The following is a 17,638-nucleotide window of genomic DNA, read 5'->3' as shown; positions in this document are numbered from 1 at the left end:
AGAAAGTACATCCGAAACTGTAAAAACATCAAAGCCGATCATTTTTCGATCAGTGATTAAGGTGAGAATTTCAGTATAGCTTTGCACAGTAACTCTAAAACGTGAATGAAAGTTCCAAAGTTTTAGAAAATAAGAAAATTTATTTAAAAGCTTCAGAAAGCTGGTTGTCTGTTAGATATTTTTCAAAAATCTGCTGCCCGCTTCGTATAGAATTCACGGCCCAGCGGATTTTCATTTTTAAGAGTTTTTCTTCATTCAGCTTGTAATTGATATCTGATTTAATTAATTTTTGTTTCAGTTCATACATGCAGATTGAAGCTGCTACAGAAACATTAAAACTTCTGGTAAATCCATACATAGGAATGGCTAAAGTTTCATCGGCAAAATCAAGAATCTCCTGAGAAACACCTTCCATTTCGGTTCCGAAAACAAGAGCTACAGGTTCGGTTATCTGATAATCAGGAAGCATCACGGCATTATTCTCTAAAGAAACAGCGAGTATTTTATATCCTCTGTCTTTTATTTTTTGAAAAGACTCCATATTCCGGGGAAGTTTTTCTACCTCAACCCAGGTATCCGCACCTTTTGTAACGCGAAGATTTGGTTCAAAACTGTATTCTTCCTGCAAAGCCACTACTTTATGAAAACCGCAGGCTTCTACCGATCTTACAATTGCCGCCGCATTGCGGAACTGATAAATATCTTCTACCACCGGCAATACAAAATCTGAACTTTCCTTCGAGAAATGTTCTATTTTCGTGAGTCTTTCTTCCGTTAGAAACTGCTTTAAATATTCAAAAGTCTGTACTAAATCTTTCATTCATTTTCAAATCTTTGCAAATTAACGTAATTTTGAGGAATCATTCTGAAGGGGAAATAAAAATCTAATAAAATCATCTATGAAACGAAAAGTCCTTTTGATCTATACCGGCGGAACCATCGGTATGGAGAAAGATTATGAAACCGGAAGCCTCCGTGCATTTGATTTCGGAAATATTTTCGAAAAAATGCCGGAAATGACGCTGATGGAATGTGAAGTTTTCGTTCACCCCTTCTCAAAACCATTGGATTCGTCTGATATGGGTCCGGAGGAATGGAAAATCATCGCCCATTATATCCATAAAAATTACGATAATTATGACGGTTTTTTGGTTCTTCACGGAACGGATACAATGTCCTACACAGCTTCAGCACTGAGCTTTATGCTGAAAGGATTGAAGAAGCCGGTTATTCTCACAGGCTCCCAACTCCCGATAGGCGACCTCAGAACAGATGCTAAGGAAAATCTCCTGACCAGCCTTTATTACGCAAGTTTATATGAAAATGACGAAGCAGTCATCCAGGAAGTGGCCATTTATTTTGAATACAAATTACTTCGCGGAAACCGAACGCTGAAATATTCTGCCGAGTACTTTGATGCATACTCGAGTCCGAACTACCCTATTCTAGGACAGTCTGGGGTGCATCTTAACATCATTAAAGAAAATCTTCACCGATGCGATCCCGGAATTGAGTTCCATGTAGACGATCACATTTCGGAAGATATTATTTTCTGGAGAATTTTTCCGGGTATGAATCTTAATCATTTTAAAGAAATTCCGAAAATGAAAGTACTGATCCTTCAGGTTTTTGGTTCGGGAACCATCTTCAGCAGTGACAAAACGGTAGAAACTTTGCAGCAGATCCGAGACAACGGAACCGAAATCGTAGTGGTAAGCCAGTGTATTTCAGGAGGAATCTCATTCGGGAAATATGAAAACAGCAATATCTTTTCAAAAATCGGAGCCATAAGCGGAAGAGATATGACTGCTGAAAGCGCTATTACAAAAGCGATGCACCTTATAGATAATCCAAATTATAATGGGAGCTTCGGGGATAACTTTTCAAAAAGTCTTTGTGGAGAAATTTCGCAATAATTGCAATAATAATTTGGATATTCAATAAATTCCCTTATTTTTGCAGTCTCAAATAGAGAGGTGTCCGAGTGGTTGAAGGAGCTACCCTGGAAAGGTAGTATACGGGTAACTGTATCGAGGGTTCGAATCCCTTCCTCTCTGCAAAAAAACGTTGATTTTTAATCAGCGTTTTTTTATTTCCCTGATTGATAGTTCACAATTCATATATCGCTGTTTCAAGGAATATATATTTTCAGGATATTTTTTATTGCATTAATTTAATAATTATTAAATTTAAACAAAATTATCATTAATGATGATAATTTCACAATTAAAAAATGCAGATATGAAAAAAATTATTCTTTTATTTAGCTTAAAAGCTGCAATAGTTTATTCTCAGGTAGGAATAGGAACAACAAATCCTGATCCGTCTTCTGTTTTGGATATTCAGGCATTAAACAAAGGTCTTTTGATTCCTCGAATTAATTTATCCGCCAATCCCATACCTAATCCTCAAAAGTCACTTTTAGTATGGAATACGGATACCTCAGTATATTCGGAGGGATTTTATTACTTTACCGGCAGTACATGGAAAAGACTTGAAAACAATAATATATGGAATATCAACGGTAATACAGGTACTTCCGAGGTTACAGATTTTTTAGGAAATACCGATAATAAAAGCCTTGCTTTCCGTACCAATAATATTACAAGAATGAGGATTGGAAGTGAAGTTCCCGGCAGCTCATTTACCAACATCAGTATGAGCCTGAGTCCTTCTTCATCTTATACAGGCTCCATTGTTTCTATGAATAATACACTCGACGTGCAAAGCGGGTCTTCAGCTGCCAACGTTTTCGGAATCGAAAATTTACTGTATTTGAGAAACGGATCCACAATTTCAAATACTTTCAGGGCCCTGAGAAACAGGCTCTGGAATGTACAGACAGCCAACTATCCCAATGTTGTGGGAACCTTAAATGAATATCGCGGAGAAGTAACAGCAATAAGCAGTTTTAAGGGATTTACCAATACCTATGATTTCAGGGCAGGCTCCAACACCACTGAGATGATGGGATTTTCCAATGAATTTACAGGACAGATCAACGGGACGATTACCAATTATTACGGATTTTATTCGGGTATTCACAGCAGCCTTTCAGGATATACGAATTATTACGGATTCTACCAGCCTAATATAGGAACAGCATCCAACCGATTTGCCTTTTTTTACGATGGGGATAATACCAATACTAAAGATGTTGTAATTACGGGTACTGGAAGAATTGGTGTGGGAACCAACATTCCGCATTCCAACCTCCAGACCGAAGGTTCCCTGTCTATGAAATATGATGCTACCGGTACCGCCACCGGCGTTTATAACTTAACTGATAATAATTATACGGTACGGATCTTTAACCAAATTTCGTCTATAAATCTCCCAAATCCGAATACCTGTAAAGGCAGAATATATATTTTAATAGGAAGTAACGGAATTGCAACAAAAACAATAACAGTAAGCGGAGGAGCCGTCATCTATGATGATGTTTCAAACAGCACGATCAGTACCATATCTTCCGGTCAGCGTTACCAGATCCAAAGCGATGGCAAAGACTGGATTGTAATCGGGAATTAAAAAAATCTATAGAAACCGCCTGATCCAAAATAGATCAGGCGGTGTGTTTGAAAAGTCTCAACCTCTTCTCAAACTATAATCTAGCTATATGAATGTTTGGTATTAGTTTTAGTTGCAAATGGTGAGGAAATGATGGCTCATCTGTACCCTGAATTTAGCATCAGATTTCAGCTTTGTGTAAATTGTATTTTCAAAAGCATACACTTCTTTTAATTTTTTATCAATGAATTCCGCAATATGAACTACTGAAAAAATAAAATCCCGGTAGACTGATATGTTCACCGTCTGACCATACACAGGAAGATAGGCTCTCAAAAATGGCAGTGTAGACTGATGCCGGCTGTAGTTTACACAATATCCGGCTCCATTTCCGGCAGTAATAATGTCATAATCGTTGATATAGTTCAGTATATTTTTATCGGCTTTATCTTTATTGTCCAGAAGGTGCCTGTTGATTTTATCTAAAATATGCTGGGCATATTCCATCATGCTGATCGTTTTCCACTCGAAAATATGATTCATATTCTTTGTGCTTTTGGGTGTTGTATTTTCGCATCCGGTACAGAAAGCGAGCCCTATTTTATCATGATACGGAAAAGAACATTCTTTAATCTGAATGGAAGCATCAGCCTGCAGCCTGTCATTGCCGAAATTGTAATATAAATAAGGACTGTAAAGTTCTGCAAGAGCTTTCAGGTAATCGGTTTCGGAGGTGTTGCGGTATTCTTCGAACCATTTTTCAAGATTGTCGTAATATCGGCTTTCAAATTCGTTAAAACTTAAATATAATGGCAGTTCCATAGCTTCGTTGTTTTTGATGTGACAAAGCTAATAGGGTAATGCGACAAAACTTGACGTGTTATTTTTCTTTTTTGATTTGAATTAAATTAATGCTAAGTTCGTATGGTTTTTGCGATATTTCATTCACAAAGGCTTACTCATTATTAATCATAATTTCTCATGATGTATTCAAAATAATGGATCATCTTCATGTAGTTTTCAATGCTGAGATATTCATTGGTGCTGTGAATAGACTGCTTTTCGGCGTTGTTGATTTTTATCGGCATGAAGCGGTAGATGTTTTTGCTTACGATCTGGTATTTGTAAGCATCTGTCGCACCGACCGTTAAGTAAGGTGTCGCTATTGCCGTCGGATGAATTTCTTTAATAGCTGCTTCTATCAGTTTAAAAGCTTTTGTGTTTGAAGGAGAAACAGCGGAAGCCTCTTTTACGGTGTCGATTTCTTCGATTTCCACATCAAATCCTTTGGCGACATCTGCAATGTGCTTTTTAACATCGTTTACGGTATTGCCGGGAAGAAGCCTGAAATTGACCACGAATTCCACTTCGGGAGAAAGGACATTAGGAGCGTCGCTTCCTTTCATCATGGTTAAAGCAGTCGTTGTACGAACCAGCGCATTGGTAGAGTTATTTTTTGTAAGCTGTGAAAGCAATACAGGCTTTAAAAGCCATTGATTAGCGATAGCCATTCTGTTCACAAAAGGCATGGAGCCGCCAACATTGGTAAAAAACTGCCTGATGAGCGGTGTCATGACAGGTTTCATTTGGTTCTTCTCAAGACGCTGCATGATAATCGCTGCTTTGCCGATGGCACTTTCTGAAGGAGGCATAGAGGAATGTCCGCCAAGACCTTTTACTTTTATTTTAACGGAAAGAAACCCTTTTTCGGCACATCCAATCACTGCAACATCTGAATCGATTCCCGCAACACTTCCCTTTTCAAGAATTAAACCGCCTTCATCGTACACGGCATCGAACTGTATATTTTTAGTCTTAAAATATTCTGCAATCTTTACGGCGCCTTGTTGTCCGCCCACTTCTTCATCAAATCCCAAGGCAAGATAAATGTCCCGTTGCGGAATATGTTTTGTTTTTATTAAGTTATTCATGGATTCCAGCAGGGAAAACAGCATTCCTTTCATATCGATAGAGCCTCTTCCGTAAATTCTTCCATTCGCTACAGCCCCGGAAAACGGTCCGAAATCCCAGTCTTCCGAAACTTCAGATACGGCAGGCAAAGGCCTGTCATCCGGACTAAAAATATTTTCACTTTTGTCTTTCACCTCAGCATCTCCCGCAGGAACCACATCGGTGTGCGAGAGGAATAAGATAGGATCAAGGGAAGGATTGCTGCCCTTTAAACGGAATACCAAACCGTAGGTATTGATCTCGACAAATTCTGTATTCTGATAAACAAGCGGATAAGAAGTTTTAAGATATTCTTTGATAGTATCAAATGTTGAATAATTAAATTTTCCAAGTTCGCCGGAGGAAACTGATGGAATTTTCAGTCCGCCCGACAGCCTTTGAATGGCGGAATCGTCTTTTACCATTTTCCAGCCTTCAGCAGTTTTGGTATTTGCTTTTTTAAAAGGATAAGTGAACGTTTTAATTACAACAATAACGATCAGGAGAATGAGAAGGCTTATGAGGATGAAGAGGAGTTTTTTCATGGTGGATTTGGTTGGTTTTAATTTTTGTAAGTCTTACGGGAATTACAAATATAGATTATTTTTGTTTTGTTCTGGTTTGTGGTATCGTGTTGTAATGGAAATGAAAAACCACTGCATTTTTTGCAGTGGCTTTAATTAACATGTGAGAACTTGCTCCAACTTCGGAAGCACAAATCTTATTTTATATTAAAAAAAATATAACTAATAAATATATCATAATACAGATTACCATGGGTGCTATGACATTTTTTCTTTTATATTTAATATTAGACAGATACTTATCCCAAAAGTAAAATTGGAGAATTGAAGCTCCACCAGCTGTCATAAAAATAAGTATTAGGATATAATAATCAGGTATATAAATTTTAGCAATTCTATAAACAAAATATATTAAAACCATATATATAAAACCGAATAAAGTAACAATAAATGCTTTTTTGTCTTTATAAATTTTAAAAAAATTTATTGCAAGTAATATAGAGCCAATATGTATTCCAAAAAATATACTAAAGTACCAAATTGATTTTTGAGAATATAACTCAACGCTAGCATCCTCAACTTCAGCATTAATATCCCAAGTATTTATTTTCACAAATTTTAAATCTTCTTCTTTTTTTATTCTTATTAATTCATTAATCCTATTTTTATCAGTATCTGAAAAATTATATTTTCTTTGTTTTAAAATATCGTATGCTATCTCAATTGCTTCGTAAACAAAAGGAGAATCTGGTCTAATATACTTTTCAAGTTCAACATTAGACATCTTTTCTAATATGCTTCTTTTTACCATAATTTTCACCAAGCTTTAGTAGCGTTATATGCTTTGTTCCTAATATGTGTTCCCCATCTATTCAACCATTTTTCACCCTCCGAAGATATATAAAATGCTCCATCAACCATACCGCCAACAGCTGCTCCGACTACAACACCTATAGCACCTCCAAATCTTCCAAGATTTGCTCCTGTGGCTAAACCTAAACCTGCTCCAATTGTTGCATATGATTTCACCACTGTTTTTGTCATTTTAAATTCATAAGCCGCTTTTGTTAAAGTACCATCTTTATATTCTAAATGAGTTAAATATATTTCTCCACCAGCTTCTATAAAGTCAAGGGGAGTACCATATTTGCCAATAAAAGAGCTCCCTTTTATGGGTTCGTATAGCCAACTATCGATCTCTTTAAGGCTTTCTATATTATCCTTCAACAACTTTATTCGCACTTTCTTTTTTTGAATTTTATTCTTGTCATCATCTCCGAATCCGGTCATTTCATGCATCACATGGTTAAATCCAGCAACCACACCTCCTATTAAGGCACCCTGCCAGAAATTACCTCCGGTAAGTTCAGATCCTACACCTCCCATAACAGCTCCGGAAGCAATAGTTCCTACCGCACTGCTTGCAAACTTTCCTGCAGCAGCTGTAAATGCAGAAGCACCTATACTTGCTAAAAACCCTGAAACAAAAGCACTGCCAAAACCCTGGCCCTGTACTAAAGACAATATTCCCTGTGCTAAAGCATGTGCTGTTCCCTGCACAAAAATAGTTCCCAATTTCCCAAGCTCTTGTGCAATCTGCGTAGCCGTGCCTACCGAATTGACAAATATACTTCCTATACCATACGTCACTGCAGCAGATGCAGCAGCAAATAAGTTAGCTTTCAAAAATTGCCCTAAATCCCAATTAGCGCCAGTAACAGCTGTCATAACAGTGTAGCTAAATCCTGCTATTATAGTAGCTATAATCATTGTGGATACAAGTTCTGGCAGTCCAAAAAATTCTCCGCTAGGATCATTAAACATCAGCGGATTATTTAATACATACCCGTATTTATTGTAATTCTGGGTATTGTAAGGATCCTGAATATTTTCATCTGCATTTAAGAATCTTCTTAATAACGGATCGTATAACCTTCCGTTCATGTGGATGATTCCTACTTCCGCAAAATGCTCATGGCTTGTATAGCCCCTGTCTACTAATAACGAAGAATTGGCAATAATATTCTTATCCGTTATAACAGCACCGTTTCCAATTTGAAGATGGGTGAAATTTCCCCAGGCATCAAAATGTCTTTGTTCCAGCTTATTTCCGGCCTCATCACTAATCGCTAAAATACTGCCAATATAATCTTTGTGCAAGAATTTATATGAACCGCCAGTCTCATCAAAGTTTTTTAAATATACAATATTACTGTCATAAGGATTTCCGCCTATATATAAAATATGCTTTTCTTTTCCGGTAATATTGTCTTTCAATACTTCAAAACTTCCATCTTCACTGTAAAATTTAGTGAACTTACCATCTCCATCTATGCTGAAGTTTCCTCCATAGGTTACACGCTGTCTCATACTAGACAATCCGTACTGGAAAGCCACATCTCCTTTCATTCCATCAATGAATACAGGATCATTGTTTTCATTGTAAGCAATGCTTTGAATGAGATCATTGTTATAATTCTGCTCCCCGGCCGCGTTTAAGGTCATACCTGTCGGCTGATAGATTTTTGCAGAATTTTCATATTTAATGGTTCCTACCTGATCATTTTCGGTGATTCTCCCCTTAGCATCATAGATGTTTCTATTCATCGGCTTAGTACCGGTAACAGGATCTGTCCAGCTGACCAACCTGTTATTATCGTCATAATCAAAGAATTCTTCAATTCCGAAATTACCTTCTGTTTTTCTAGATTTCAGCTCATTTTTAATGGCATCAAATACATAATTAATCTTTAGAATACTTTGAGCTCCCTGCAGTTGATACCAGTACTGATGATCTACGCTTGTTAAGAAGCCATTATCGTCGTAGCTGTTGAAAACTCTGGATCTTCCGAGATTAGCTTTTGAGATTTGTCCTCTGGCATTTGTTTCCAGAAGCGTCCATAATACTTTTCCCGAAGTCTTATCTTTGATCTGATACAGTTCTCCGTTCCAGCTATTGTATATATTTTCAATCTGTACTTTAGTAACCGTACCGGAAGAATATAATTGCTTTTCGTATGAGATCACCCTTCCTTTATCGTCATAGGTAGTACCTTTCTGAATAAAGTATTTACCATTGCTGCTTTCCGAAGATGATAATATTCTTCCCTGAGGATCGTATAAGATATTTGAGCTGTAGCCCTTACCCTTAGACGTACCTGCTTTTGAAATGACCCTTCCTTTTTCATCATAAGTAAAGGTGATCATTTTGTTGGTGGCCTGCCCGCCATCTGTAGTCGAAAGCTCTTTTTGAGAGATTAATTGTCCCAGATTGTTATAGGTATACTCTTTTGTTCCTTTTGGACTAATAATTTTCTTAGGCTGACCAAATCCATCATATTCATATTTGTAGGTTCCGTTGGAAGGATCACTGAATTCTGATCTTCTTCCCCAGGTGTCATATTTGGTGGTTACAATATTTTCTGCATATTGGGCTTTGATCTGTTCTCCGGCCGCATTGTATGCAAATGTAATCGTACCTCCTTTATCTGTTGAAGAAACTACATTGCCTAAGGCATCTGTTGTTTTCGTGGTAGTTCGGGCATTCCCATTAATTTCCTTCAATGTGGTTATTAATCCGGAAACACTGGTTTCCATCTGTTTTCCGTTGAATGCTATTGTTGTTACTTTGGCAGGAAAAACAGAATCGTCATAGACAATGAGATTCGATTGGTTGGAACTTTGCCCTTCAAAATAAGGCTCACTCTCTTTGATTTTTCTACCTAAAACATCATATAGAATATCTTTTGAAACAAATTGATCTTGTCCGAATGCCTTAGTTGAAACTTTATACTCGTGTCCTAAGGGATTGGTATATTTTTTTATAATATTACCATCCGCGTTATTCTGAGTAATTTTAATATTGGAGTTGCTATCCTTATCATACTGGTAAGTTGTTGTGCCCTCTAAGTTGCTTTTTGAAGCAAGGAGTTTTCCCCAACCATCATAGGTATTTAAAATGGTATTTCCTGACGGATCGGTTTGCTTTTTAATCTGGCCCCAGTCATTGTATTCAATATCTGTTTCTAATCCCAGATTATCCGTTTTCTTTACGACAAATCTTCCTTTAGGATCATATAACGCTCCAGTGGTCTGAGTTTGAGAATCTACACTATTACTGATTATCTTTTGAGTAATGTTTCCAAAATCTCCATAATTATATGTTTCTAATAAGTAACCGCTATTATCTCTGTTCCAGTTTTTAACTGTTTTTAAAAGATTATCTTCATAGGTATATTCTTCTTTTGCAGATTTGATATCCCCATAAGCCTGTATAACATCTGTCTTAGTTTTTGAGCGGCCTATGTAATAATTCGCTCCGATTCCCGAAGGGTTATGAATATACTCAAAATTGGAAGTCGCTATTGCGTATCCGTTATTAATATTTGAAATACTCTGTGACGGCAGATAGTAATCTCCGTATGTAATATTTCCGGTGGTATAAGTACCTGTTAAAAAATCTTTTGTTTTTGTACTTACAGGAAAAACGGCTTTAACTACTTTGGGCCTGTCTGCATCTGTAACAGTCGTTACAACCTGTCCGTTTACAAGTTCTTCAGTCTTGTATACAGTAGATTTGAAACTTAATAACTGCGTATTATTTTCAGAAATATCTGCAGGGAAAATCTTGGTTTCATCATTGGTTCTAATTGACCATTCTTTTACCGGCATTCCATCGTTTAACGGATCAGTTTCACCTCCGGTCCAAATTTTAGTATTTTCGAATCCGTCAGCATACCATGATGAATGGGCTATTTGGCGGAAGCCTATCATACCCTTGCCTATAAATTGGTTTATTAAACCTCTATATCTAAAGTCCTGAATCAGTATGCCATTGATGCTTGTCTGTTTAAGTCTCGATACAGCTACAGATAAAGGAATTTGTTCCAACTCAAAATAAGGAAACAATTCTTTTTTAATTGGCTTGTAGAAGGAAGGACTGGATTTCGAATCAAGATCCTGGTAAGTAATATCTGTTATGATGCTGCCTTGTTTTATGGACTTTACTCTTGCCAGAAGAGGAGTATACGTATATCCGTATTGTGTAACGTAGTTATAGGCACAGCCTATCACGCCATTACAGTCATCCGGCCTTCCTATAGATATAATCTGCTGATTAGTTCTGTTTAAGCTTAATGTTCCGAAAGGAATAACTTTTTCAGCGTATTCCCTTCTCCAATCTCTTACTCTGTAAAAATTCAGATCACCAGTTGTCTGTATCGGTGAATTCTGTAAAAACGCACTATCTCCCCCTGCTGTTGAATAAAATCCTTTAGCATAGCCGGCAGTAGTATCTGTTGTTGTTTTATTAACTGAATAAACGAAGGTCCGTAAGACGGTTTTTTCCTGATCATGGTGTGCGTTCCATTCATGATTAGTAATAAAGACATAGCTGACAATAATATCTGATTTACCATCTGCGTCCAGATCCGCAACATTGTACTGAAAATATCTGCTGTCAGAAAATGAGCAGCCTCCTCCCGCTTCGAGTACATGGTGGCTACTCTCCATTAATACTTCATTGCCCGAGCTATAGTAGATAAAGTTATTTATTGTAGACTTGTTAAACTTTTTGCCATCGGAAATGTATAAATTCCAGTTATATGATTTATTTGCCTGAGGCACTAAAACATCAATTTTACTATCTCCGTTAAAATCTCCGTATAATGCAGCTGAAGAAACTCCCTCGAATTTTTGTCCTGAAAAGTTTCCAATACTTGATTTTATATAAGTTCCAGCAGGTTGTTTACGGTAGTTGTAAGCATTAATTATTGTTCCATCAACTCCTACTTCAATAATATCCTGCAAACCGTCCCCATTTAAATCAGCAAAACGTTTATTTTTATTATTATCCGTTGAGTTATTCATGTTTACTCCTTCGTCATACTTATAGATACCGTTGGTAATATCTGCATTTTCATCAATATCTATTAAAAATGACGAATAGTACGTGAAAGTATCTATTGTTCCACCACCAGGCGGGATGATATTCGAAGGATCCTGGAATTCCTCCTGTGAAGAAATATCGGCTCCCAATTCAACATTATTAGTGTTAATGCCGGGCTTCAGAGTAGACGACTGAGAATCTGTAGTGCCGGAATTTGTAACAGCGGTGGATGTAGTAGAAGATGGTACACTCGTACATCTGTTTCTTCTGTTGAAGCCCATCATCAGTTCTGAGATACCGTCTCCATCATAATCATAACTTTCCAGATAGCCCACATTAAGAGCCAGCTGTGCAGTACATTCCGAACCCCCGCTTAACTCACCGCCGGGATTATAAACGCTATAAGGTATTATCTTCGAGTATTCCAGTTTAAATTTAAAATCCGAAATATCTACTGTATAAACCAGCAGTTCAAAATTTGGCTTACTGGCATCAGAGGTAGCTACTTTATGTGGTATTACAATTCCTACTTTATTTTTTACATAGCCGTCTTTTTTAAAGGTTATAGCCGTAGCTTTTGCAAATTCTTCAGATGTAAATTTGTTAAGCTCATATTGCAATGGCATAAGCGGAGCATCTTTGTAAACAGAATTTCTAAAAAAAATGACTCCTACAGGACCGGATGGAGATGTTCCTGGATTGGGTATGTACTCCAGATAATCTGTGATTCCATCCATATCAAAATCGCCGTACTTCTTTGTATTTGTAGTGGCTATATCATTTTCCTTGATAGTTTCCTCGTTTGCTGCCTGCTGAGATTCATATTCTATAATTACAGGATTTGAAGGCTCATTCAAAGCATTGTATTCTGTAATTTTATTAGCAAGCTGATAGCTCGTTCCATTATTAATATATTCTATACCATATCTTTTAAATTGGCTTCCGTTTGTTTTTACAATAACTTCTTTTAATAACTTATTTTGTATAAACGGCACTCCATTTAAATAATTAATTTCTTTTAATGTTCTTTCATTAAAGTAATTGAATTCAATAACATTGAAATGAGGTTTACTCAAATTTTCATTTCCTCCCCAAGTAATGGTTGAAATTATCGCTACATTATCAGAACTGTTTTGCGTATAATTATATATGATATAATTTCCTTGGGGATCTTTCCATTTTACAATATTGTATTCTATTGGAGTTCTTGCTGAATTTGCCCCTGAGCTTATACCTCCGTACCATGCTTGGGACCCGTCTTCGAATGTTACCTCCCAATATTCAGGGCCTTGCCATGATTGTCCGGTAATTGCTCCAAAAGATTTGATTTTGATATTTGAATATTTTTCCGTTACATATTCAGCTCCATCCTTTCCATATTCTCCCGACTTTAAAATTAGTCGTTGTCCATTAAACTGATAATAATCTGAATAGTCCAATTGAATACCCCTTACCTCTCCATCTTTTTCAATAGTTTTCCCGATTCTTGAGACAGATGTGATTCCCGAAATATTCCAGCCATATCCCGCAATGCCATTTGAAGATCCACTGGTATATATAAGGTTCACTTGTGGGGCAACACTCTTCACTCCCGGCGGTAAAGCAATCGGCAAGGTAAACTGCAGTTGCCCTGCTCCGTTTACTTCAATATTACCTTTGGTATCGTGAAATTTTTGATCTGCTGAGGATGTTGTAGTTCCTGAGGGATTGTTTGCTCCCGCATTCGAATCAGCCGGCCCTCCACCCGGGTTTTCCGTTCCAGGGCCAATCTTTGCGACAAAGGGGTTTGATACACTTCCCGACACTTGAAATCCCTGAGCCAGGACTACCGTCTGCGGATCCTGTACCGTTCTGGTGGTAGTTTCTGCCTGGTACAGAATGGTCTGTGAAAAGCCCATGACTGCACACAAAGACAATATAAATGATGAAAATAATTTCATTTTCATTGTTCGTAATAATTATTGTAGTTAAAAGTTTTTTATCTTTTTGTAATGTTTTTACTGAATGCTCTTCCGTCTTTTAGCGTAAAGCGTATTACATAGACTCCCCAATCATAGCCAGTCATATTGATTTTCAGCTTCCTATTAAGATCCGGGATATTCTGCTGCTGGAACTTCCAGTGTACCGTACTGTGCTGGTATAAAGAAACGGATGCTATAAGGCCGTCCACCTCTTCAGTCCAATCTATGGTAAGATAGTCATTCACCGGCACAGGATATAGTCTTACCTGCTTCCAGAAAGCCTTTTCATCAATGACATTTTCCTGTTCTACAGCTGTTGCTTTTACTTCTTCAACTTTTTTTACTTCTTCCGGGGCTGTTTTAGCTGCCGAATTGGTTCCGCGGTATCTTTGGTTTCCGGCTTCATCATACTTAAAGTAAACCTGCGTTTGTGAAAATCCTAAAAATCCTATTATCAAAGAAAGGAGCGATAATATTTTTCTTTTCATGGCATTATTTTTTTGTAGAAATTAATTGCTGAACCTGTTTTTTGAGTTCTGCAATTTCATCCGACTGTTGCTGTAGTTGCTTATTTTGCTCTATTGAATAAAGTGTGAGTTCTTCAATTTTCTCAAGAAACTTAGCATTCATTTCACCAAGATTAATTCCGTTCTTTTCTACATCAGCAGCTGAAGGGATGTTGGGTAAATGCCCTTTTTCCTGAATATGTTTTTCAACTTCTTCTAATGTTCTTAGTTTATAATCTCCCCTGAATACGTAGTCTGCCCAGACATTAGCTTTAACTTCGATTTCTTTAGCATATATTTTCCCGTCAAATCTTGCTACGGCATTATTTAAAAATTTAACCCAGGTACCATGAGCACCATCATTAATTCCAATATAGGTCGCACCATCATTGCCATTATTTGGCATCGAAAGTATTATGTTATGGGTAGTTCCGAGGTTTCTTAAAACAGTATCTCCGGCTAAAACACCACTTCCACCACAATTATTACACGAAGATTTAAACATCTGAAATTGACCTAAGGCATTCGCCATTTCAATAAGGGTATTTTCATTTTTATAAACCCTGAAGGATACACCATTATTAAACCCGGCATCCGTATTCGCTCCTATCCTGACACCTCCATCGGGAAGAACTCTCAATCCTTCAGTGTTATTTGCTTTTAGAATTAAAGACTGATTATCTGTTGTTCCTAAAAAATTGCTGGCAGGGTTGGTACCTGAATTCCCACTCAAATTCCAGGTTTGTCCAAAAGTTAATGTTGAAGCTAAAATAGCTAACGTTAATAGTTTTGTTTTCATAAAAGTTAATAAAATGTTAAAATTATTTTTTTGCAAAAAGTACTGTTTTTACTTCACCACAAAAAGATTTAAAGAAAATCAAAGTATGAAATTTGTCACCTCTTAGTGGTATCTATAAATAGTGATTTGCAAATTTGACTATATGACACGACAAAACTTGTCGTATTATACTTTAATTGAAAAAATATTTTTGTAAATGTAGAATGAATAAAAGGTATAGTTTTCATTAGTAATAGTTTGTTATAAAAATAACCAAATAGAAAACTTGTTGATATTATCATTCATTAATATACCAATTTAAGGTGTGATTAAAAAGATATTATCAGTTACTCCCAATCTCCTGCATCCTCTTTTTAATAAAATCCGTAGGCCGGATTCCGTTGATTTCATAAAAAAGATCGGAAAAGTTTTGCCGGGAAGCAATTCCGCACTCTCTGGCGAGGGTCTCGATATTGTATTTTAAGTATTTTTTGTCTTCGAATAAGAGAGTGGTAATGTAATTGATCCGGAGCTGACTGAGATATTTATTAAAATTTCCGCCTTTATGCTCATTGATGACCTGAGAGAGATAGCTGGAGTTGGTTCCCAGTTGTGAAGCCAGTTTGCTGATGGTAAGTCCTTTCTGGATAAAGCCTTTCTTGTTTTCAAAAACCTGCAGTTTACGGAGCAGTTCTTCCACCTTACTTTCATGAAGGTTTATCCTCTTCTCTTCTATGGGATTTTGCGGAATTTCTTCAGCCGTATTTTCGTTTACAAACTTTTCTTCAAGCAGAATATATTGTTGTTTAATTTCTTTTGCTTTTTTCTGTTTTTTGGTAAAAAGCATGATCAGGCCGATTGCCCAGATAATTAAAAGGATAACGATTACAATAACCAGATAATTGATTTTCTGCAGCTTATTCTTTTCTTCCAGCAATGTTCTGGTATCATAATCTTTATGGATCTTAGGAGACAGATAACTGAAGTCTTTGGACATAATGCTGTCTGCTTTCAGCAATTGTCCCGTATAATAAAGCTGCCGCTCCTGGTCTTTATTTTTTTTGCTGTAGTTGATGAGAATCTCGTAATTTTCTCTGAGTTCGGGAAGAATAAACTGATGCTTATTAAAAATTGAATCGATCTTTCTGAAATAATCAACGGATTTTTTAGCGTCTTTCATCGCAAGGTAACTTTTACCTATAAAAAAATAATTGACGGAAAGTCTTGCAAAATCCCGGCTGTTACGGATGGCAGGAAGAGAGCGGTTAAGGTCTGACAAGGCTGTTTTATATTGCTTTTCCCTATACTCGGAAATACCTTTTGAGAGAAGAAAATATCCTTTTTCCTGAGCATAATCGCGATCGTTGCCAGCTTCGGAAAGTCCTTTTTCTATAGCCGCATCCATTTTATTATATTTTCCCAGATGGCGATAGCAGATAATCAGCTGGTGAAGGCTGTTGAGATATCCCTTTTTGTAGTTGTAAATTTCATTCGGATGGAGATCGGGTTTTAACTTTTCCTTGTAAAACACAAGACATACACTGAAAAGATCAGCTGCTTCATCATAGTATCCCAAATAACTTTTAACGACACCGATATGATAAAGGTTTTGGTGTTTCAGGAATTCGTTTTTTGTGTTTTTTGAATACTCGTAAGCTTCCAGATATTCATTGAGAGCAAGCTGGAACTTTTTGTAATTGTAATAGTAAATAACTCCTTTATCAATATGAGCAATAATCAGAAGGTCTTTATCACGTGAAAGGTTTGCTGCCCAGACCATGCTGTCTGCATATTTCAGTTTTTCTTCATCCAGAGAAGAGAAGAATATCCCGTCCTTATACCCCTGAACTAATTTTTCATAGTTTTTTTCTTTTTTTGCCTTACTGATGTACGGACGAATGTAAGGGAATGCTTTAATATCATTTTCTTCAAAGTTTTCATACTTCCTCCTCAATTCATCGTACCCACTGTTTACCTGCGAGAAGCAGAATTGAAAACAGACGGCACAAAATAAAAGAAGTAGTTTTGAGGTCACCTTAGTATTGTTCTTTACAAATAGCGGTCAAAATTACGAAAAATGGGTGGTTTTTCTCAAACAAGTTTGAATTAATATACACTATAGAACTATTTCTATTTTACAAATATAAAAACTGATAATCAATCTATTAAATAAATTATGTTTTTGAATAAATACGTCATAATTTATGAATAGAGACAACAACTACTTTCATATCTGGATTCAACCTGATAATTTTGAACTCAGAAACAGCAGAAAATAAAAAGAAATATCCTAACCATAAAAACTCATAAACTAAAAACCATACCTACACTCAGGGGTGAAAATCAATAACCGGAAAACATGATGATTCAATAATCTTACCACCTCCCATAGCAGGGAAATTACTTTGTTTGGGAGGCTGGTTTTTTTAAAATTTAATTTTTCTAAACTAATACCATTTTTATAAAAGCTAACCGGATAATTTAGCTGCTTCGTACCGGCAGTAAATTAGCAAAAAAGGTTC

10 protein-coding genes and 1 tRNA gene are annotated in these 17,638 nt (G+C 36.6%); 3 read left to right on the top strand and 8 right to left on the bottom strand.

What is annotated here, in order from left to right; genetic code table 11:
• Nucleotides 1–139 precede the first annotated feature (139 nt).
• Nucleotides 140–820, bottom strand: coding sequence for a TrmH family RNA methyltransferase (locus ACYT6F_RS09810; RefSeq protein ID WP_472600998.1), 681 nt, complete (start codon nucleotides 818–820; stop codon nucleotides 140–142).
• A gap of 79 nt (nucleotides 821–899) precedes the next feature.
• Between ACYT6F_RS09810 and ACYT6F_RS09805 the strand changes: the two genes are divergently transcribed.
• From ACYT6F_RS09805 to ACYT6F_RS09795, 3 genes are all read left to right on the top strand, one after another.
• The gene (locus ACYT6F_RS09805; protein ID WP_472600997.1) at nucleotides 900–1,916 is read left to right on the top strand and encodes an asparaginase; all 1,017 of its coding nucleotides are present in this window, start codon (nucleotides 900–902) and stop codon (nucleotides 1,914–1,916) included.
• Between the two features lie 54 nt (nucleotides 1,917–1,970).
• Nucleotides 1,971–2,057, top strand: a tRNA-Ser gene (locus ACYT6F_RS09800).
• 184 nt (nucleotides 2,058–2,241) lie between these two features.
• Nucleotides 2,242–3,531: a hypothetical protein gene (locus ACYT6F_RS09795; protein WP_472600996.1), complete on the top strand. Its 1,290-nt coding sequence runs from the start codon at nucleotides 2,242–2,244 to the stop codon at nucleotides 3,529–3,531.
• Nucleotides 3,532–3,639: 108 nt separating this feature from the next.
• Here the strand turns inward: ACYT6F_RS09795 and ACYT6F_RS09790 are convergent, their stop codons facing one another.
• The 7 genes from ACYT6F_RS09790 to ACYT6F_RS09760 form a co-directional block, all read right to left on the bottom strand.
• On the bottom strand, nucleotides 3,640–4,332 hold the full coding sequence (locus ACYT6F_RS09790; RefSeq protein WP_472600995.1) for a hypothetical protein: 693 nt from the start codon (nucleotides 4,330–4,332) through the stop codon (nucleotides 3,640–3,642).
• Nucleotides 4,333–4,475: 143 nt separating this feature from the next.
• Nucleotides 4,476–6,005, bottom strand: a complete 1,530-nt coding sequence (locus tag ACYT6F_RS09785) for a M20/M25/M40 family metallo-hydrolase (protein ID WP_472600994.1) — start codon at nucleotides 6,003–6,005, stop codon at nucleotides 4,476–4,478.
• Between the two features lie 181 nt (nucleotides 6,006–6,186).
• The gene (locus ACYT6F_RS09780; RefSeq protein ID WP_472600993.1) at nucleotides 6,187–6,795 is read right to left on the bottom strand and encodes a hypothetical protein; all 609 of its coding nucleotides are present in this window, start codon (nucleotides 6,793–6,795) and stop codon (nucleotides 6,187–6,189) included.
• 5 nt (nucleotides 6,796–6,800) lie between these two features.
• Nucleotides 6,801–13,817, bottom strand: a complete 7,017-nt coding sequence (locus tag ACYT6F_RS09775; protein WP_472600992.1) for an RHS repeat-associated core domain-containing protein — start codon at nucleotides 13,815–13,817, stop codon at nucleotides 6,801–6,803.
• A 32-nt stretch (nucleotides 13,818–13,849) separates the two neighbouring features.
• Complete coding sequence (locus ACYT6F_RS09770; protein WP_472600991.1) at nucleotides 13,850–14,320, bottom strand: hypothetical protein; 471 nt, start codon at nucleotides 14,318–14,320, stop codon at nucleotides 13,850–13,852.
• Nucleotides 14,321–14,324: 4 nt separating this feature from the next.
• The gene (locus tag ACYT6F_RS09765; protein ID WP_472600990.1) at nucleotides 14,325–15,137 is read right to left on the bottom strand and encodes a cell wall anchor protein; all 813 of its coding nucleotides are present in this window, start codon (nucleotides 15,135–15,137) and stop codon (nucleotides 14,325–14,327) included.
• A gap of 322 nt (nucleotides 15,138–15,459) precedes the next feature.
• Complete coding sequence (locus ACYT6F_RS09760; protein ID WP_472600989.1) at nucleotides 15,460–17,151, bottom strand: helix-turn-helix domain-containing protein; 1,692 nt, start codon at nucleotides 17,149–17,151, stop codon at nucleotides 15,460–15,462.
• Nucleotides 17,152–17,638: the final 487 nt, after the last annotated feature.

It is taken from the genome of Chryseobacterium sp. NG-CE01 (assembly GCF_055695505.1).
Note: the sequence above shows the minus strand (reverse complement) of the source record. Positions and strands in the feature narration are given on the sequence as shown.